Here is a 20,320-nt window from a genome sequence, read left to right as displayed (position 1 = left end):
CTAGGCGAATAAACTACCCAAACTACGAATCAGCGTATGTCTGCCGCTGGCGATTCGAGGTGCTGCGACTAGGCTGGCATCCTGAGCTTCTGCCGGCGCTTGTTTTTCCAGCAGCAGTTCTATCAGGTCATCGTCCGCCTCACGGGTCACGCTGATAGTATTGGTCCATAGCCCTTGATGGGTATCCTGATAGAGGCTGAGCAAGGGCACGGGTACGTTCAGGCGATCAATCAGCAGCGCCTCCCGTTGTTTATTGTGGATAAAAACGGGCGTAATAGCGCGATGCGGGCGCTGTTCAAGTAGCGCTACCTGCAGGCGAGCCTCGGTATACTTGGCATAACACATTTCTCCCTCCCGAGTTGAGGGGCCGAACCAAGAATCAGAAGGGCGCCAAAAAGGAACGTCCAACAAACACAAATCACCGGGTAGTGTCAGTGCTTTAAACCAGAGTGGCGTGCTGACATAAATTCGTGTTTTCTCTCCACCCAGCAAACGCAAGGGCACATTGGGGCGAGTAACGATGGAACGATCGGCCAGGGCAGGTATCACACGAAGGCTGGCCGCCGTAGTCGCTTGTAAATGCCGCCCCAGCAATACCTGATCGGGTAGTTCCTGGTTGGCATGGTCTGTCCGTACCAGTCGTTCCTGGTTTTCTGTCTCGGTTTCAATATTCCAGGTACTCCACTCGCTAGCCTGGCGTTGAATGATGAGTTGCCGCTCGCCGATGGACCAGCACAATGATTGTTGTTCTGTAAGCGGAAAATCTCCCCACCAAGGTTCGCTGTCTGGCATGTGTCTGATCTCTATTGATAATTATCTGCGGGCATACGTGACAGCTCATTAAACCACCCGGAGATGCCAGCGTGCTATAGACTGTATTAAACGACAAAAAGTCACATCAAATAAAGGCTATCAATAAAGGTGCTTTGTTTTTGCATAGCTCTATTAGAATACAAAAAATACAGCTAATGTGACTTTGATGACAGCCTATCAGTCAAACACAGCAATAGCGGCTAAACGTTAATGTAAAAAATAAGGAGTCTGCCATGGCAGAGACTAAACAGGCTTTCGATTGGCAGGGGGCGCTGGCCGAAACCTACCAGGAATTCACCCGGCAAATGATTGATCATATACCGCAATTGCTGGGCGCGTTGGCGTTGCTACTGGCCGGCTGGATTATCGCTTGGCTGCTGCGCCTATTAGCGCGCAAGCTGATTCGAGGGTTTGAGTTGTTGTTGCTGCGCACCGCGCAAAAACGCGGCTCGCAAACGTCATCGGTTCGGTCCTATGCACGACTGGGTAGCGATATTGTATTCTGGAGCGTGTTGCTGTTTTTTGTCGCCGCCAGCGCCAACCTGCTGGGTTGGAAAGTGTTCTCTGGTGTGACCACTGCGCTATTGACTTATCTGCCCAATGTGCTGACAGGTTTGTTGATTATTCTGGCCGGCTTTGCCTTAAGTGGGGTTGCGCGCTCAGCAGTAGCCAGCACCGCTGAATCTACTGGCATCGCTCAGGCTGATTTACTGGCTCGAATCGCTCAGGTAACGGTTGTGTTGACGGCGATGGCCATTGGTGTCGAGCAGCTGGGTATTAATGTTGCTTTTCTCACCACCACCTTGATTGTTGTTGCTGGCGTATTATTGGGTGGTGCGGCGCTGGCTTTTGCACTGGGTGCGAGGCACTTTGTTGCCAATGTGATTGGCGTACAGACAGCGCGTAAGCACTATCAGCTGGGGCAGTTGGTTAAGTTTGGCGATAGTGAGGGTTATTTATTAGAGATTACGCCCACCCTGATGATCCTGGATACAAAAAAGGGTAGGGCAGTAGTACCTGCCAAACTATGTCATGAGCAGATCACTGAGATTATTGCTGACACCCCCGAAGAAGGCAGTTCCTTTATGGGCGGTCTATTCAAAAAAGAAGGAGGGTCAGCATGAGCCCTCGTGAACTGGATGTTGTGTTAACGTTTATTCAACAGCACCCCGATGACGCCGCACGTCAACTGGAGTTGCAACCACAGAGCAATGCGGCCGAATTTATTTTGGCGTTGCCATTAACTCAGGGTCGCCAACTGATCGCCACTATGTTGCCGTCCTATGTTGCCAGACTGTGTACTCACTGGCCGTTAGATATGGCGGCGGCACTGCTCTGCGTTATTAATGCCAACCGAACTGCGGCTATATTGAGATACATAAGCAAACCCGTGCGCAACGATTTGCTTAAGGCTCTGCCCGAAAAAAACGCGATACTGTGCCGCCTATTGCTGAGTTATTCTGATGATTCGGTAGGTGCCTGGATGCATGCGGATATCATCATGTTACCGCCTAATTGTCGGGTGGCTGAAGCACTACAGCGTTTCACGGTCGAGGACAGTTCACTACTGGGCGATGCGCTGCTGCTTGTCGATAATGAAAATCACCCGATAGGCCAGGTCTATCTAAGGGATTTGTTACGTGCAAAGGGAGAGTCTCCGGTTTCTCAACTGAGTAAGGATGGGCCTCCAGTCTTGTCGAGTAGAACCAGTTTGGCGGCGGCTGCCCGTCATGAGGGCTGGCAGTGCTATGACACCTTACCGGTACTTAACCGTGACAAACAGTTAGTGGGTTTATTACGCCATGCCGATTTACGGCGCAGCCTGGAGCAGTTCGGTGAAACATCCCGCGCGGTATCTCAAGATGATTTATTGGGCGAAATGGGTGAGGCTTATAAGGGCACTTTGATTGCATTACTGGGACTGCTGAATAAGCCGCAGTCTGGCTCATTAATGGGTGAATCCTCATGACAGTCGATACAGCGGTATTACCCGAGCAAGCAGAGGCTGCTGTGTCAACGTCCGCAGAGGCACTGACACAGGCATTTTTTCGCGGTTACCCACGCGATGCCGCACGCAAACTGGAATCCTTAACACCGGAGGACGCAGCGCACATTCTCGCGTCACAACCTTCAGCGCTGCGCCAGCGTGTCTGGGCAGACATCACACCACCGGCAGCAAGTCATATCTTGCCACTGACACCGGACCCAGTCGCTCTTGAGTTGCTAAGGGCCCTGGATGCAGGCCCTTGTGCGAGCTTGATCAGTCGCTTTGATGAGAGCCAGCGCGAGCGCTATCTGGGCTTAATGGCTGAATCACAGGCTCATGAACTGCGCGAGTTACTGGATTATCCATCCAACTGCGCCGGCCATATGATGGATACTGGCGTGCTGACGTTTAGCATGACGATTACCGTAGAAGAAGCCATGGTGCAGCTGACACAGCACCCCGCCATTATGCGCCGTCGACTGTATACGTTGGATAACGACAGGCGCTTGCACGGGCAGGTTGACCTGATCGACTTGGTAGCAGCGCAGCCAACAGAAACGTTGGCAGAGCTGAGTCGTTCGATTACCGTATTCGTGACTGCGCTAGATCCCAAAGAGGAGGTCGCTGAAAAACTACAGAAAAACGCCATCGACATCCTGCCGGTTGTCGACATCCACCACCGTTTACTCGGTATTATCCGCGGCGCTAACGCGATTGAAGTATTAAAAGAGAATATTGCGGCTGATCTGCAAACTATGGTGGGTGCCAGCGCCGACGAACGGGCCTTATCGAGCAGCTTGTTCGCCGTGCGCAAGCGCCAACCCTGGCTGCAAATAAACTTATTAACGGGTTTTTTGGCGGCCTCCGTTGTGGGCTTGTTTGAAGGCACGATCGCACAGTTTACTGCACTTGCCGTATTGATGCCGGTCGTTGCTGGGCAGTCGGGTAACACCGGCGCGCAGGCGCTCGCTGTTACTATGCGGGGATTGACTCTGCGTGAGATTACTACTCGCCATTGGTTTAATGTGCTGTTTAAAGAAGCCAGTGCCGGCTTGATCAATGGTATCGCGATTGCGCTGACATGCGCTGTGGGCGTTTATTTTTGGAGTAAGAGTCTAGGTCTTGCGTTAGTGATAGCCGTATCCATGGTGATCTCTATGACGATTGCCGGAATGGCTGGTGCATTGGTACCTATTTGCCTCAAAAAACTGGGGCAAGACCCAGCGCAGTCGTCCTCAATCATTCTGACAACGGTGACGGATATCGCCGGATTTATGTCTTTTTTGGGTATCGCTACAGCACTGTCCAGCATGCTGGTATGAGCCGGAGCGCCGGTAGCACTTTATCAAAAAGTGTGGATAGTGTAGCGGGGAGAAAAACCTATGAATAAAGTTATTTGGTTTATTGATGCGCGTTTTACCGTCTCTGATATAACACTACAAAAGGTTATCGAGATAGCGACTATTTTTGCTGTATCGATAGATATTATCGTGGATAAACGAATACGCAGTTTTGAACGCTGGTATCTGCCAGAGTGGCCGCAAAACACCCAGCTATTAGAGCACAGTAGAACTCAACAAAACCAATTAACCAGCTATGTGCAGCGTTCATTGGGCGATAATAATATCAAGCACAGAGTAGTTGATGTTATCGATGCGGACTATTTGATCTCGCTAGATAAATGCCTGAACGCTCAAGAAAAGAATCTGCTGATTATCGACAATCAACCACCGGGTAAAAGGCATTCGATTTTCCAGCAGCTTGGCCAGCTTCCTTGTTCGGTATTGCTGCTGACAACAACGTCATGGCATACCCCCTTCAAAGTGGTGGCTGCGGTTGATCCGCTGCATGAAAACGCACGTCCGAAAACACTGGATACATCGATTGTTAAATGGGCTAAAAAGTGGGGCGGTAGACTGGATGCCAATTGGCAATTGATTCATTGTTGTTTTGTACCGGGAGTTTTTTTGGAGCATAAAACGGCTATTTTGGGAATACACCGTGAAGGACTGGATGATTTTGCCAAAGAATCGGCGGTGAAAGCATCGCAAACCACGCTACTACAGGGTAATCCTGAAAATGTACTCCCGGAATATATAAAAGCGAACCACAGTGATTTGCTCGTTATCGGCTTGGTGGCGAGGACGCGCTTGGGACATTTTTGGGTCGGCAGTACAACCAGCGCGTTGTTAGAGTCGCCACCTTGTGACATGCTGCTCATCAAAACATAATCGGCAGCGTGGGAAGTTTACAAGGCCAAAATAAGAATTGATTTGAAAACGACGTAAACAATCTAAATAGAAAGCTCTGGACAAAACGGCAATGAGAAGGCCTATTAACAAGACTGAGTACGCCATACCGTTATCTACGCGGGGCATCTCGCCGGTGTTGATATCCTACAGGGCAGTAAAAAAACCAAGTGCTAAGAAAATAGCAGTAATAACAGGCAGTGCATCAATGAAACTGCGCTGCAGATTGTTCGTTATTATATCGGTACTTCTCTCGCTACTGTGGCAAGCGCCGTTGGTTGCTGAAACCACACAGCTAAAACCGCCGATGATTCAGTTGCGAGATATAGCACTGGTTTCCTTCAATCTGGATGTGGTGCATATCGTTATAGACTTAGAGGTTCGCAATCCTAATTCAGTCGATATGGTTGTTGAAACGATTCTCTACGGCCTTACTTTGAATCAAACTCACATCAAATACGGTCGTATTCAGCAGCAAGAACACTTTTCTGCGAACAGCGAACGCTCAGTTCGAGTTCCGGTATCCCTGGCGTATGATCAACATCTGTCTGATATTCTTACTGCCTTAAGCCGTACAACATCATCGTCTTATGAAATCAGTGGTAGCGTGAAACTCCAGGGTGAAAATACGCCGTTGCTTTTCCACCATGCCGGACCATTGCTTTTACCACGATTGGCCCAGTCTGTTGAGGGCAGTGAATAGCGGCAAAATGCATTGGAGTAGAGTGGTGAATAAAATTGTGACTTTGCTGCTTATCGCTGAGTCTATGATCGAAACAGAGGATACGCTATGAACGACCTTTCAGACGAAGAAAAGCAGTTGCGCGATAGATTGGGAATTGAAATTCCAGAACCACCAGCCCTGGAAGGACTCCTCGAAATAACTGTTCGGCAAGCCAGTGTACAGACCGGCGCCCGTGATTTATTAACGCTCGCTATTTCGTCTTTCTTTGCCTTCTTATTGGCTTTTTGCGCGCCGATAGTAGCCGCCTCAGCGGCAAGAAAAGGAAGACGTTTCACATCGACTGAAAACACTAAAAAATTTAGAGCTAATAGCGATTAAAAACCTTTTTTGCCTAAATAATCTTACAATATTTTGAGGAGTACATCATGGAAAAAGTCAATGTCTGGAGCGAAACGATTCTCACTGTAATGACTACTCTTTGGGGTAAGCTTGCCGGTTTTTTACCTAATTTGCTGGGGGCTATTTTATTACTCGTAATAGGTTACTTTGTCGCTAGATTTGTTGGATTTGTGTTAGCCAAAGGACTCAATAAAGCAGGGTTTAATGAACTCAGCAAGAAGGTGGGTGTAGCGGCGACGATGGCGCGTGCCAATATCACGCTCGATGCTGCTGAAATCATCGGCAAAATCGCGTTCTGGATCATTATGCTGACATTCCTGGTGACGGCTACTGAGGCCTTGGGTTTGCCCAGAGTATCGGAAACCATTGATGAATTTGTCATGTACTTGCCCAAGGTCATCGCGGCAGCCCTTATTCTTATTATAGGTTTGTTCGTGGCACACTTTGTTCGCGATTTGATTCGTACCGGTGCCGAAGGCATCGGTGTAGAGTATGCGAAACCTCTGGCATCAGCGGTTTATGGTTTATTATTTGTGGTGATTGTGTCGCTGTCGATTGGCCGGTTGGAGATTGATACAGGCTTATTGGATACAGTTATTTCGATTTTTATTGCCGCTATTGGCATTGCCGCTGCATTGTCTCTTGGCTTGGGTAGTCGCGATCTTTCTGCCAATATTCTCGCTGGCGTGTATGCGCGTGACTTATACCGCGCCGGGGATCAAATACAACTGGACGATATTCGCGGTACGTTGGAAAGTATTGGTACGGTTAAAACCCAGATCAAACAACAAGACGGCGACCTGGTCTCGGTCGCTAATACGATCATTATCAATGCCAAAGTCAGCGTGAAGCGCTGAACGCCTATTCATTTATTCATCGCGGCCATTTAAGGATGCGATATTATGCTGTTGGCTCAGGAACCCATGGTGACGAGTAACACGCCTTCGGCTGACTGTGGCGATACCGAGTTGGTCGCGCAGGCTATTAAAGAGTTGCCTTATGTGACTCGGTCCTATGAACTGTTGATCAAACGCTATTACCCTCTCATCTACCGCACCTGCTTTGGCATATTGCGTGATAGCGGTGAAGCTGAAGAAGCCAGTCAAGTTATCTTGCTTAAAGTGTTCAATGGCTTGCCGCGTTTTCAAGAGCGCTCAGCGTTTAAAACCTGGCTGACAAAAATTATTCATAATACCTGCTTTAGTCGCCATCAAAAACTGAAGCGGGATCGGGCGTTCTATTCTGCGTTTACAGAGCAGAGCGATGATAACCATAACGATCAACAGGATGAGTCACCGGAGTCATTATGGAGGGATAGCTTCGATGTTATGGTTGATTGTTTAAGTGAGGAAGAACAACATATTCTCAGTTTACGTTTTGTTAGCGAGCTATCTTTGGCAGAGATCGCCACCCTGATGGAGTTGGGGCTTAGCGCTACTAAAATGCGTTTTTATCGCGCATTGGAAAAATTGAAAGAACAACTTTGAGTGCTAAACAGACAAACACGATTGGTCAGTCAATGAACCAAAGTGAGGAGATTATATCCATGGAGAATAATCGGACATCATTTAAATCCTTGGCTTACACTTTTTTATTGGGCGCTGTTGTTGGTATTGGATTAACCGTATTTATCGCCATAAAATATAATTTGTATAGCGGCTATGAGAATAGTGGTGATGCAACTGCAGTAGAGCCGGCACACAAAAAAGACGCTAATGATAGTGTTAATCTATCCGCTGCGACTGCGTTAATGCTAGATTTATCGCCTATTTTTGTCGAAGACGAAATGACCCGCAATGGTCGTGTTATACGGACGAAGAAAAAAGCGAGTAAGGCTGTCGAAGCCGCTATAAGTGATGAGAGTATTCGCGTAAAAATAGTACAAGGCTATGCTAATGATCCAGTGTTGGCCAGAAGTGTTATCAAAGTGCAATCCCGTAATGGCAAAGTATCATTATCAGGGGGTCGTCTTCCACCAGGATTTATCGGCCGTGCTATTGTTCTCGCTTACAATACAGAGGGTGTAATATCCGTTGCTTCGACTATAGAAATCAAACTCAGGCAGCAAAAATAGACATCAAAAAAGTATCAGAAATTTACTTTAAGTAGTCAGCTATCATGTATGAATCATTAGTTCAAACACCCTATTTATTAGTATTACTGATTTTTTACCAAGACGTAGTTTTTTAGGCAATGCATTTTCGTTGCCAGGAAAACGTCGATGAGAATAATGCCTGGTGTCCTACCCGATTAAAAAGTCAAACGGTAAAAATGGATGTCAGTAGTGCTGATAATTAAGCTATTCTCCTCCGTGTGGAAATGTAATGTCAGAAAATAAACATTCAGTAAACACTTGGATTAGTGTCAAATGTGAGTTGCTGTCATCTCGTTTGAAGAAGCTGATCAGGCGGCGTGATGTGAAACAATTTTTGCGTTTTATATTAATTCTGACGGGCTTAATCTCTGGATACGCTGTTATTTTCCAGTTGCTGATGGCCTATGAGGGGCAGCAGCATTCAATGATCTCCGGTCTTTACTGGACGCTGTCAACGATGTCTACGCTAGGCTACGGTGACATCAGTTTTGTGAGTGACATTGGTCGAGTGTTTTCTATCATCGTACTGCTATCAGGCATGATCTTTCTGCTGATTATTTTGCCTTTTACTTTTATCGAAATGTTTTATGAGCCTTGGATGAAAGCCCGCGCAGCCAATCAGATTCATCGAAGTGTTTCAGCACAGATGAGCGATCATGTGATTCTAACGTTCTACAGCCCGGTAGCACGTGCGCTAATAGATAAACTAGAGCATTTCAATTACTCCTATATTGTTGTCCTTCAAGAACTCGACCAGGTGATTAATCTGATTGACGATGGCATCAATGCGATGTTCGGTGAGTTAAATGACCCTGACACATGGGTTCAGGCCCGTGTTGAAGAAGCGGCGATGGTAGCAACAACACGCGACGATATCGTGAATACTTCTGTCGTTTTTACGATACGCGGGGTGACGGATTCAACACCGGTGATAGCGACCGCAAGAGAAGAGGCGGCTGTAGAGGTACTGAAACTGGCAGGGTGCAGCCAGGTGCTTGAACTTACAAAGCTAATGGCAGAGGCACTGAGCCGCAGAATTGCGGGTAGTTCGAAGTTTCCACATATCATCGGCAGGATTGATGACCTGCTGATTGCGGAGGTTGATTCAACGCGTACGACCCTTGTTGGAAAGGGGTATCTGGAAGCCCAAACGATAACCAGCATCAGCATTATTGGCTACTGGGCGCGAGGAACATTTGAAATTGCGCAACCTGAAAGTATCATCGAAGAAGATACCTTACTGGTTATAGCGGGCTCTGCGGATCAGTTCAAGGAGTTCAATGCCAGTTTTCAAGCGGAGCAAGCAGCGACTGAACCAAACCCTGTCATCATTATCGGCGGAGGCCGTGTGGGCAGATCAACCGCAGCAGCACTGCAACGACGTGGTATGGACTATCGCATCGTTGAATTGATTGAAGAACGTGTTATGGACAGCGACAAGACTATTATTGGTTCGGGCGCTGATAAGATGGTACTGGAAAAAGCGGGCATAAAAAACGCACAAACCGTCATCATTACCCCCAGGGATGATGAAACCAATATCTACCTAACCATTTTCTGTCGACTACTGCGACCCGACATACAGATTATTAGCCGAGCCACTTTCGAGCGCAATCTGGCGGCACTGCATCGTGCGGGATGTGATATTGCGCTGTCCTATGCATCGATGGGTGCAAACGCACTCTTTAATTTTCTGCAACGCAGTGACTTGCTGATGATTGCTGAAGGCTTAGATGTGTTTAAAGTTCAGGTACCGAAAACGCTGGCAGGAAAAACATTGGCTGAATCGAACTTTCGACAAATGACCCACTGCAGTGTGATTGGTATCGATCTGGATGATAAGACTATGACTAATCCGGGACCGGATTCTATTTTACCAGAAGGCGGGGAGGTTGTGTTAATTGGCACCCCGGCAGGTGAAGCTGAGTTCCTCAGACGCTTTAATTCTGAATCCGAATAGGCCTGCAGCACCTTCGTAGTTAGTTTATTCCGCAATAAATTGCTCAAATCTTTGAATTCCACACTCTATCCAATGATCAGTTTGATATCCGAGGGTATAGAGTTTTAGCCTCAAGCAATGTTTTTACCCGCAGTGACGATGCACAGAAACACTACCTGTTTTATAAAGAGGTGCAACTTTAGGGGAACGGAATTGTTGGACGCGTATGAGTAAGCAGGGTTATTATCTGGATGAAGTGCTCCTCATCGCGGCGTTAACGTTCAATACCCATTAATGGGCTATTCAGTGCACGACTTAATGTTCACTGTTCCGTCGAGATGGATATCCCTCTGTGGAAAAGCAATAACAATATCATGCTCACGAAAAAGCTCTTCAATGCGAAATCGAATATCACTACGAATAACCCGTAAATCTCTTTCACTGCTAGCATTCATCCAGAATGAGCTATCAAACATCAATGCGTTGTCGCCAAAGTCATCAAAGATAACTAGCGGTTCTGGTTCGCGTAGAATTTGAGTATTTTCATCTATCGCCTGCCTGATTAATTCAGCGACCTTTTTTACCGGTGAGCCATAGGCAACACCCACTTTAACTGAGGTGCGAGATAGTCGATCAATTAATGTCCAGTTGACGACGGCATTTTCCAATAGATGACTGTTGGGGACTAAAAGATGAACGCCATCGACTCGGCGAATGCGTGTAGAGCGGGTGTTGATTGACTCTACTGTACCTTTGGCGGTATCACCAATCTCCAAGAAATCACCTATCTTAATTGGCCGCTCCCACATTAGTATCCAACCACTAATAAAATTATTAATGATATTTTGCGCGCCAAAACCTACGCCAATAGCCACCGCGCCTGATATAAACGCAAATGCCGTTAAGGGTATATTGAAAATATCGAGTGTGGTGATAACCAGAATGATGAGTGTCAAAACAAAGAGAATTCTTCTCACCAAATGAATAACATCGGCATTGACATGTCTGGCTTCCAATTGCTTGACTATTTTACGAGATAACCATCTTAGTGTGAGAAAACCCAATAAGAGTAAGAGCGGAAGAAGCAATAATTTGCTAACCGTTACGGAGGTATCGCTCAATGTAAATAGAGTCGTATTTAGTATATCTAGAATGAGTGCTTTAACATCTGACATAGGTATCCTTTTTTATTCATAACTGTTTTCTGATCGGGGTGTTTAAAACCACTTAAAAAATTTAAATAAAATTACTTGAATAATAACGACCGTCACTAAACTAGCCACAAAATATGAAAAAGCTATGTTGTTATCTACGCCGGGCATACCACCGATATTAATGCCGAATAAACCGGTTAAAAACCCCAGCGGTAAAAAAACAGCGGTAATCACCGATAGCACATATAAGTTGCGATTGAGTTGGTCAGACAATGCGTTTACCAGCTCATCTTTGACCACTTGTGAGCGTTCCCTAATAGCATCCAGTTCTTCGATGCCTCGCATTAGAATATCCTGAGCTTCCTGAAGGCGACGTAGGTTCTTGCCGGTTAGCCAGACAACTTCGGCATAGCGTAGTTGGTTAATGGCCTCTTTTTGTGGTGCGATATAACGACGTAACAATATCGCTGATTTTCTAATCTCGGAAATGTCGTGGCGCAGTTGACGATCAGGTTTGTCCAGTATCCGCGATTCCAGCAGACCAATTTTTTCATCCAGCTTGTCAATTCCGTTTTCTATATAATTAAATAATCTTGAGCTGATAGCGGCGAAAGTGTCGCCGATGGTTTTCGGCCCATGTTTTTGATTGAAGCTATCAGCTACTTCCATTACGGCTTTGGATTTTCGATAGCGCAGGCTGATGATTCGAGTCTCAGTAATCCATAGCCGAACGGCGACCATATCCTCCGCTTGGCCACCTTCATTGTGGTTGATACCACGCAAAATAATAAGCACTCCATTTTCTAGCTCGAGCATACGGGGCCTGGCGTCTTGATCGAAAATGGCACGCACGCTGTATTCGTCAATATCTGGAAATGTGTGGTGGACAGTGCTTTCGGAATCTGGATGATTGGCGTCAAAATGAAACCACAAGGGGTGATTAGATTGGCTGATTTTCTCGAGATCTGTGTGCTCGATAGCACCACCATTGCCATCTAGTTCTTTTGCAAAAATAAGTGCAGAGTCAGGCATTGTCTTTTTCCTTATTGTGTACGAATCACCGAGGGCAAACTTGGTTGAATACAGTCTTATTACACGGATTTTATACTAGGTTTTTCGGATCGAGTAATTGCTGGAGCCGATCTTCATCAATGTCGGTCATTTCTATAGCGACCTCTAATATGGAGCGATTGTCGTGATAAGCGCGCTTGGCAATTTCGGAGGCCTGACTGTAACCTATTTCCCGATTTAGTGCGGTAATGAGCACAGGGTTGCGTGCCAGATGTTTTTCAGTGGCTGTTTCGTTGACCACGAAGTCTGCAATCGCTGTTGTTGCCAGGCAGCTACAACTGTTTGCCAGTAGCTGAATACTTTGCAGCAGATTAAAGACAATCACCGGTAACATCACATTGAGCTGAAAATTTCCCGATTGACCGGCGATCGTTACCGTTGTGTCATTGCCAATGACTTGTGCTGCCGCCATCGCAACAGCTTCGGGTATCACTGGATTAACTTTTCCCGGCATAATACTGCTGCCGGGTTGTAGGGCCTTAAGACTGATTTCACCTAAACCCGCCAAGGGGCCGCTATTCATCCAACGTAAATCGTTAGCGATTTTCATCAAGGTTACCGCTAGGGTTTTGAGCTGACCGGACAATTCTACCGCTGTGTCCTGACTACTTATCGCGGCAAATAAATTATTGGCAGGTTCAAATTGAAGTGAGGTGAGTACAGATAAATGTTTTATAAATACCTCAGAGAAACTCTTAGGTGCATTGATCCCGGTACCCACAGCGGTGCCGCCCTGTGCCAGTTGACGAAGACGTTGCTGAGTATCATTAAGGCGTTGCTCTGCAAGTTGCAGTTGTGCGCGCCAGGCTGATAACTCCTGAGTGAAGGTCAAAGGCATAGCATCCATTAAATGAGTGCGCCCCGTTTTGACCTGCCCTGTCAGCTCACTTTCACGTTTGGCAATGGCGTTAGTTAGCTGATGCAGCGCGGGTATTAATTGCTGATGCAGAGCCAGGCTGGCGCTGATATGGATGGCGGTGGGGATGACGTCGTTACTGCTTTGGCTGCAATTGACGTGGTCGTTGGGGTGTACCTGGCGCTTTAGTACCTTGCTGGCCAATGTAGCAATGACTTCATTGATGTTCATATTGCTGCTGGTGCCGGAGCCGGTTTGAAATACGTCCACTGGGAATTGATCCGCATACTTACCCTCGGTAATATCAAGCGCGGCAGCACTGATGGCCTCGGCTATATCAGTATCGAGTTCGCCCAGTTCATTATTGGTTTTGGCCGCCGCTGCTTTGATCAACCCCAGACTGCGAATAAAATCCCTTGGCATGGGAATGCCACTAAGGGTGAAATTGTTAATGGCTCGTTGGGTTTGTGCACCGTACAGTGCCTGTTCAGGAACAGGGATTTCGCCCAAACTGTCTTTTTCAATCCGGGTGTTTTGGGCCATGACACTCGCTCCTGTTAATTGTTAACAATTCGGTTGAGGACATACCTGAGGACTCCACCCGCGCGGTAGTATTCTATTTCCACAGCGGTATCGATGCGCGATTGCAGCGTGATTTGACGCTGTTCACCGGACGGATAATGAATCAAGGCAGTCAGATGCTGCTTGGGTTGCAGTGCTTGATCCAGACCGAGAATGTCGATATGTTCATCGCCGGTGAGTGCCAGCGTTTTTCGATTGTCACCCGGTAAAAACTGCAAGGGTAATACACCCATTCCGACAAGATTAGAGCGGTGAATACGCTCAAAACTTTCTACAATAACAGCCTTTACTCCGAGCAGTAATGTACCTTTAGCCGCCCAGTCGCGGCTGGAACCGGTGCCGTATTCCTTACCGGCAACGATGACGGTTGCCGTTGCCTTGGATAGGTAGTGCATGGCTGCATCGTAAATTGGCAGAGCATCGGTACTGCCGGAAAGTCGTGTATAACCGCCTTCCAGTTTCGGGGTCATTTCATTGCGAATACGAATGTTGCCAAAAGTGCCACGCATCATGACTTCGTGATTACCACGCCGGGAACCGTAGGAATTAAAGTCAGGTTTAGCCACGCCGTTCTCCATCAAATACTGAGCAGCCGGGCTGTCCGCCGGGATGGCTCCGGCGGGGGATATGTGGTCGGTGGTAATAGAGTCGCCCAGCATCGCTAGCATGGGTGCGCCTAGGATGTTGCTTTGGTTGCCTTGATATTGTTCTTCAAAGAAGGGGGGCAGGCGGATATAAGTGGAGTTAGGCATAAAGGTATAGGCCGCGTCATTACCACTATCGATAGCTCGCCAGGCGGCGTCACCCTGAAAAACCGCACTGTACTGTTTTTTAAACATGTCGCTGGTGATGGATTGCATTAGCTCGGCTATCTCTGCATTACTGGGCCAAATATCGCGAAGATAAACCGGTTGACCGTCCCTGTCATTACCGATCGGCTGGCGGCTTAAGTCAATGCGGGTGGTGCCCGCCAAAGCATAGGCGACAACCAGTGGCGGTGAGGCTAGCCAGTTTGCTTTGACCAGTGGGTGAATCCGGCCTTCAAAATTTCGGTTGCCCGACAATACGGATGAAACGATCAGATCGTTAGCCTGTATCGTATCCTCTACCGCTTTGGATAATGGCCCTGAATTACCGATGCAGGTGGTGCAGCCATAACCCACCAGGTTAAATCCCAGCGCATCCAACGATGCTTGTACACCGGCTTTTAGCAGGTAGTCGGTAACGACTTTTGAGCCGGGGGCTAAGGATGATTTAACCCAGGGTTTTCTCTGCAAACCTTTGGCGAGCGCTTTTTTGGCCAACAACCCGGCGCCAAGCATGACGGCGGGATTAGAGGTATTGGTGCAAGAGGTGATCGCGGCAATGGCAACATCACCATGATGCATTTCCAGATCACTGTCCGCTAGCGGGAAACCCTGGTCGAGCTGGCCGAGTTTGCCTTCCAGTTCAATATAGCCATCCATCGCCGAGTGCAGTGCTGACACAGTGACACGATCCTGAGGGCGTTTCGGCCCGGCCAAGTTCGCCTCGACGGTTGCCATATCCAAGTGTAGCGTGTCAGCAAAATTCAGTGTTGGGCTATCTTCATCGCGCCATAAGCCCTGTGCTTTGCAATAGGCTTCGACCAGCGCAATACTGTCCTCGTCGCGGCCACTTAAGTGCAGATAATGCAGGGTTTGCTTATCCACGGGGAACAAGCCGCAGGTGGCGCCATATTCCGGCGCCATATTGGCAATGGTCGCGCGTTCGGCCAGTGGCAAATGATCAAGCCCCGCGCCGTAAAATTCAACAAACTTACCCACCACCCCGTGTTCGCGCAGCAGTTGCACTATTCTCAGTACCAGATCGGTGGCAGTAATGCCCTCGGCTAGTTGCCCGGTCAGCTCAAAGCCAATGACATCTGGTATTAACATGGGGATTGGCTGTCCTAGCATGGCAGCTTCAGCCTCAATACCACCGACCCCCCAGCCCAATACACCCAGCCCATTGATCATGGTGGTATGGCTATCGGTACCTACCAGCGTGTCAGGGTAGGCCATGAGTTGGTCGCCGTCCTGTTCAGTCCACACCGTTTTGGCCAGATACTCCAGGTTAACCTGATGGCAAATTCCTGTGCCTGGCGGTACCACACTGAAGTTATTAAACGCACCTTGTCCCCATTTCAAAAATTGGTAACGCTCACTGTTACGCTGCATTTCGATGTCAACGTTTTCGCCAAAAGCATCTGCGGTGGCAAATTTGTCGATATTCACCGAATGGTCGATGACCAAATCTACCTTTGATAGTGGATTGATTTTCTGTGGGTCTATCCCTTGCTCAAGCAGCGCATGGCGCATAGCGGCCAGATCGACAACGGCTGGCACCCCGGTAAAATCTTGCATCAAAACGCGCGCTGGGTGATAGGCTATTTCCTGATCGCTGCCGCGACCGGCGCTGGCTGCCAGCGCTTGTATATCTTCCCGGCTGCAAGTTTGTCCATCTTCATGGCGAAGCAGGTTTTCCAATAAGATTTTTGTGCAAACCGGTAGCCGGTTAATGGCTGACAGGGTTGCTAACTCACCACCATTGATTGCGTAGTAACTGAATGTAGTGTTGTTAACCTGCAATGTGTTGAGGGTATTAAAAGAGTTTTTTGAACGAGTCATCGTGAATTGCCTCGGGGGTATGGATTGCTGTAAGCATTACAGGGTCTATGTTTTTAATCAAAAGCCATTGATTTCCCATTGTCTGCAATAGTACGTATGTGTTGTCGCGTTAGTTGTCGTGGGTCTTTAACGCCGCAGGAATGAGCGATAGTTGTCACTTCTTTTATCATGTTGTTGGCGTAATGATTAACACGGTGAGCCTTGTCGAGTGGGTCTAAACCTGCCTGAAGCCGTTTATTGTGTGTCGTTACGCCGGTAGGGCAGGTGTTTTTATTGCACTGCATCGCCTGAATACAGCCCAGAGAAAACATAAAGCCGCGCGCATTATTAACAAAATCAGCTCCGGCACACAGTGCCCAGGCGACATCACTAGGATTAATTAACTTGCCGCTGGCAATGACTTTGATGCGTTCACGTAAACCTTGCCGAATAAGGATGTCGACGACTTGCGGCAAACTTTCGTAAACCAACATACCCACATTATCGATCAAGCTCATCGGTGCTGCTCCGGTGCCGCCATCACCACTATCTATAGTTATAAAATCCGGTGCACTTGCCTGGCCTCTTTTGATAATCGCCTCGCACAATAACTCCATGTCAACAGGATTGCCTATGCATAACTTAATGCCCGTCGGCTTTCCGGTAATTGTTCGTACATGGTCGATCATAGTTAATAAATCATCAGGCCCCTCGATTTCGGGAAAACGATTGGGACTGATGGCGGCTTCTCCGGGCGCAATACCTCTGATACGGGCAATTTCTTCAGTGACTTTAATGGCGGGTAAGATGCCGCCTTTGCCGGGTTTTGCCCCTTGGCTGAGCTTGATTTCAAACATTTTAATCGTTGGATGGTCTGCCAGTTCTTTCAGTTTTGAATCAGAAAAATCGCCGTTATGATCACGCACACCAAATTTACCGGTGCCGATTTGAAACACTAAATCGCAACCACCTTCCAGATGATACGATGATAGTCCACCTTCACCCGTGTTAAGCCAAATGCCAGCCATCTTTGCCCCACGCGATAATGCTCTAACGGCGGGCACTGAGATGGCACCATAACTCATGGCAGAAATATGGAAAAATTTTTCACAATAATAGGGGGTAGGTGTGTCGGGCCCAATAATAATCCCTGTTGTATCAATCGCTTCATTTTCCAGAACGGGATAGAGCCCATTGGCAAAAAACACCGTACCCGGAATGGACAGATTACGACTTGAGCCAAAGGCGGTCGTGGAATCGAGATTTTTTGCGGCACGATAAACCCAGTTACGTTGGGCACGGTTGAACGGCATTTCTTCACGATCATTGGCAAAAAAATACTGGCGGAAAAATATCCCCCAATGCTAAAACACATAACGCAGGCGGCCGATAACCGGAAAGTTATGACGGATGGCCTGTTTGGTTTGTAATTTATCGTTGATATACATCCAGACAATGACTGCGGCAAAAAAACCTGCAGCCAGAACAATACTGTAAACCAGTATTTCAACAATAAACTGATAGTTTTTCAGGTGTTCGATAGTGTCAGTGCCTTAACCATCCTCGATGATTTTTACTTAATCAGCAGAGTGTTGATGCGCTTTGTTTTGATGAGGGGATGGGCGATAAACCCAGTTGCGTAATACCAATGGCGTAAATACAGCCGTTAACAAACTCATTAGCACGATCGCGATATAAGCAGCCTGTTCAATGGCGCCAGAATTGAGCGCTAATAAAGCCACCACCATGGCGATTTCTCCACGTGGGACCATACCAACACCGATAGCGATAGAATCTTTATTGCTCATACCCAACAAGCGTGCCGGTAGACCACAACCGATCAATTTGCTGGCAATCGCTGCAACCGTCAGCGCCAATAAAAACAGAAACATGTCAGTGGTGAATGCCGATACATCGACTAAAATTCCCAGCGAAACGAAAAAAATGGCACCAAAGACGATACGTAGGTAATCCGCGCCTTCATGGAAATTACGGCTGTGTTTGAGGTGTACGCCTTCCAAACTGACACCGGCAATAAAGGCACCGACAATAGCCGACAAACCCATCAGTTCAGCGACAATGGCATAGGCAAAGGCCAGCATCATGGCGAGGACAAAAACCGCTTCTGTATAACGTTGAGCAAAAGCAGTGCCGTCGAGTTTGGTAATCCAGTGGCGGAGATAGCGCTGGCTTAATATGACACCTGCCACTAAAAACACCACGGCTTTCAATAGCATAAAACCGATGTCAGGCAGCGACGCTTCGCCACCGCCTACCTGCAGGCTTATAGAGAGTGCTAATAGCGCCAGTACATCGTCAATAACGGCGGCACCGATAATGGCTTTGGCTGCCACACTATCGAGCTTGCCCATTTCGCGTAGGGTATCGGCGGTAATCGCAATGCTGGTTGCGGACAAAGCCACACCAATTAACGTGGCTCGGCCAGGGTCAAAATCAAACAACAAAGCTAAACCAAAACCGCAGGCCCAAGGCACTACTACACCAAACAAGCCAATGACAGCATAGCGTAGTTGCAGCAGATCCTTAACCTTGAATTCCAGACCGATGGTAAACAGCAAAATTGCAGCGCCCAAATGACCGAGACTGGAGACGAAACCGGTATAGGTTATCAAGCCAAAGACGCTGGGGCCGATGATGATGCCCGCCAAAATTTGTCCTACTACTGAGGGTTGTTTGAGCATAGAGGCCAGCAGGTAACCGCTCAGTGCCATAAACAGCAGTACGCTCATTTGAAATTCAACGGAGTGCATGACATGGTTCATAAGACTATTGCTCCAGATTATCTATCCAATGATTCAGGTACCCGCATGGATGCCTTTTAATAGTCGTCCAAGGATGTCAGCACCGGTAATGACTCGGCGCTGCTCGGACCACAACAAAATAATGTCGTGATCAATGACGCTATCGCACTGAGTATCGTGGCTCTTCTTTAGCTTACCCAGTACATCCCCCAAAGGTAATTGCGGGTTAGTAATGACAATAGGCCGATGACAATAATCATAAGGTTGAAAGTCAGCGGATGGTCTAAACAGAGCGGCGCGTAAAAAACCATCAGCATCCAACACGACCAGTGGTTGCTGCTGTTGGTTAACGAGTACAACCCACTTATGGCCGGAACACTGTACTTGTTGCAAAAACGGATCATCTGCTGAAGGTTTAAAGTCTGGCAGTATCGGTAGGTCCAAATGGGTGGGTAATTCGATAATACTCTCTGGATCTAAAGTCTCGCCTTCATTGCACACCGCAATATCGTCGATTTGCAGGAAATTAAGCGCACCAATTCCCTCGACAGCCTCAACTTCAGCCTCGTCAGCCTCCATATGCTTTTTGATCACTTGTCGCAAGTCACGCTCGCGCATATAGGTGATGCCTTCTTTGCCAAGCCATACATCCAGTAACAGCGCACAAGGTTTGGCGACAGGAAAAAGCAGTAGTTGATAAAACCGTAATAAAGGCGCTAATAGAGACGCTGTTTTAAGCGCGTGGCGTGAGCAGTAAGCTTGTGGCGTGATTTCACCAAACAGGGTGATAAATACCGTCGAAAATGCAAAAGCACTGACTCCGGCCAGCACTGAATCTGACAATAACGTTAATAGGACATTGATCCCGACATTGCCCCACAAAATGGTTGTTAGTAAGAAGTTGGAATCCTGACGCATAGCGAGCACGGTTAACGCAGCTTTGTTTTTGTCACCCGCTGCAACTTCCAGTTGCAGGCGATTCAGGCTAAAAAAGGCCAGATTTAAACCGGAAAACATAGCGGATTGGGATATACAAAAAGCGATGCCCAGCCATATCCACAGGTCTTGCTGAGGCAGAGTGTTAAGCCAGGACATTCATGT

The 20,320-nt window shown here is 47.7% G+C and carries 18 protein-coding genes; 10 read left to right on the top strand and 8 right to left on the bottom strand.

The window, feature by feature from the left end:
• Entirely contained in the window at positions 1–792 is a 792-nt protein-coding gene (locus H5647_RS20540; RefSeq protein WP_052692244.1) for a hypothetical protein, read from the bottom strand.
• Between the two features lie 254 nt (positions 793–1,046).
• Between H5647_RS20540 and H5647_RS20535 the strand changes: the two genes are divergently transcribed.
• The 10 genes from H5647_RS20535 to H5647_RS20490 all read left to right on the top strand — a co-directional run bounded on the left by H5647_RS20535 (position 1,047) and on the right by H5647_RS20490 (position 10,188).
• Positions 1,047–1,937 carry a mechanosensitive ion channel family protein gene (locus H5647_RS20535; protein WP_045860855.1) on the top strand — a complete coding sequence of 297 codons (891 nt, stop codon included), beginning with the start codon at positions 1,047–1,049 and terminating at the stop codon, positions 1,935–1,937.
• Positions 1,934–2,782 carry a magnesium transporter MgtE N-terminal domain-containing protein gene (locus tag H5647_RS20530; RefSeq protein ID WP_045860854.1) on the top strand — a complete coding sequence of 283 codons (849 nt, stop codon included), beginning with the start codon at positions 1,934–1,936 and terminating at the stop codon, positions 2,780–2,782. The genes H5647_RS20535 and H5647_RS20530 overlap by 4 nt, the downstream gene beginning before the upstream one ends.
• Positions 2,779–4,122: a magnesium transporter gene (gene mgtE, locus H5647_RS20525; RefSeq protein WP_045860853.1), complete on the top strand. Its 1,344-nt coding sequence runs from the start codon at positions 2,779–2,781 to the stop codon at positions 4,120–4,122. The genes H5647_RS20530 and mgtE overlap by 4 nt, the downstream gene beginning before the upstream one ends.
• Positions 4,123–4,182: 60 nt before the next feature.
• Positions 4,183–5,031 carry a universal stress protein gene (locus H5647_RS20520; RefSeq protein ID WP_045860852.1) on the top strand — a complete coding sequence of 283 codons (849 nt, stop codon included), beginning with the start codon at positions 4,183–4,185 and terminating at the stop codon, positions 5,029–5,031.
• Between the two features lie 91 nt (positions 5,032–5,122).
• Positions 5,123–5,752 (top strand): LEA type 2 family protein, encoded by a 630-nt coding sequence (locus H5647_RS20515; RefSeq protein ID WP_082087135.1) that lies wholly within the window; start codon positions 5,123–5,125, stop codon positions 5,750–5,752.
• An 87-nt stretch (positions 5,753–5,839) separates the two neighbouring features.
• Positions 5,840–6,112 (top strand): hypothetical protein, encoded by a 273-nt coding sequence (locus H5647_RS20510; RefSeq protein WP_045860850.1) that lies wholly within the window; start codon positions 5,840–5,842, stop codon positions 6,110–6,112.
• A gap of 47 nt (positions 6,113–6,159) precedes the next feature.
• Positions 6,160–6,990 carry a mechanosensitive ion channel family protein gene (locus H5647_RS20505; protein ID WP_045860849.1) on the top strand — a complete coding sequence of 277 codons (831 nt, stop codon included), beginning with the start codon at positions 6,160–6,162 and terminating at the stop codon, positions 6,988–6,990.
• A gap of 45 nt (positions 6,991–7,035) precedes the next feature.
• Complete coding sequence (locus H5647_RS20500; protein ID WP_045860848.1) at positions 7,036–7,620, top strand: sigma-70 family RNA polymerase sigma factor; 585 nt, start codon at positions 7,036–7,038, stop codon at positions 7,618–7,620.
• A gap of 59 nt (positions 7,621–7,679) precedes the next feature.
• Complete coding sequence (locus H5647_RS20495; protein WP_045860847.1) at positions 7,680–8,207, top strand: BON domain-containing protein; 528 nt, start codon at positions 7,680–7,682, stop codon at positions 8,205–8,207.
• A gap of 250 nt (positions 8,208–8,457) precedes the next feature.
• Positions 8,458–10,188 (top strand): potassium channel family protein, encoded by a 1,731-nt coding sequence (locus tag H5647_RS20490; RefSeq protein WP_082087134.1) that lies wholly within the window; start codon positions 8,458–8,460, stop codon positions 10,186–10,188.
• Between the two features lie 278 nt (positions 10,189–10,466).
• On the opposite strand, the gene H5647_RS20485 is transcribed toward H5647_RS20490, so the two are convergent.
• The 7 genes from H5647_RS20485 to H5647_RS20455 form a co-directional block, all read right to left on the bottom strand.
• Positions 10,467–11,342, bottom strand: a complete 876-nt coding sequence (locus H5647_RS20485) for a mechanosensitive ion channel family protein (RefSeq protein ID WP_045860846.1) — start codon at positions 11,340–11,342, stop codon at positions 10,467–10,469.
• Between the two features lie 42 nt (positions 11,343–11,384).
• The gene (locus H5647_RS20480; protein WP_045860845.1) at positions 11,385–12,353 is read right to left on the bottom strand and encodes a zinc transporter ZntB; all 969 of its coding nucleotides are present in this window, start codon (positions 12,351–12,353) and stop codon (positions 11,385–11,387) included.
• A 70-nt stretch (positions 12,354–12,423) separates the two neighbouring features.
• Positions 12,424–13,791 carry a class II fumarate hydratase gene (locus H5647_RS20475; RefSeq protein WP_045860844.1) on the bottom strand — a complete coding sequence of 456 codons (1,368 nt, stop codon included), beginning with the start codon at positions 13,789–13,791 and terminating at the stop codon, positions 12,424–12,426.
• A 14-nt stretch (positions 13,792–13,805) separates the two neighbouring features.
• Positions 13,806–16,478: an aconitate hydratase AcnA gene (gene acnA, locus H5647_RS20470; RefSeq protein WP_045860843.1), complete on the bottom strand. Its 2,673-nt coding sequence runs from the start codon at positions 16,476–16,478 to the stop codon at positions 13,806–13,808.
• 53 nt (positions 16,479–16,531) lie between these two features.
• Positions 16,532–17,770: an FMN-binding glutamate synthase family protein gene (locus H5647_RS20465; protein ID WP_408034010.1), complete on the bottom strand. Its 1,239-nt coding sequence runs from the start codon at positions 17,768–17,770 to the stop codon at positions 16,532–16,534.
• Between the two features lie 264 nt (positions 17,771–18,034).
• Positions 18,035–19,240, bottom strand: a complete 1,206-nt coding sequence (locus H5647_RS20460; protein WP_045860842.1) for a cation:proton antiporter — start codon at positions 19,238–19,240, stop codon at positions 18,035–18,037.
• Between the two features lie 33 nt (positions 19,241–19,273).
• The gene (locus H5647_RS20455; RefSeq protein ID WP_045860841.1) at positions 19,274–20,314 is read right to left on the bottom strand and encodes a DUF21 domain-containing protein; all 1,041 of its coding nucleotides are present in this window, start codon (positions 20,312–20,314) and stop codon (positions 19,274–19,276) included.
• Positions 20,315–20,320 lie beyond the last annotated feature (6 nt).

This window comes from Teredinibacter purpureus, from assembly GCF_014217335.1.
GTDB lineage: Bacteria > Pseudomonadota > Gammaproteobacteria > Pseudomonadales > Cellvibrionaceae > Teredinibacter > Teredinibacter purpureus.
This window is presented reverse-complemented; position numbering and strand designations above follow the sequence as displayed.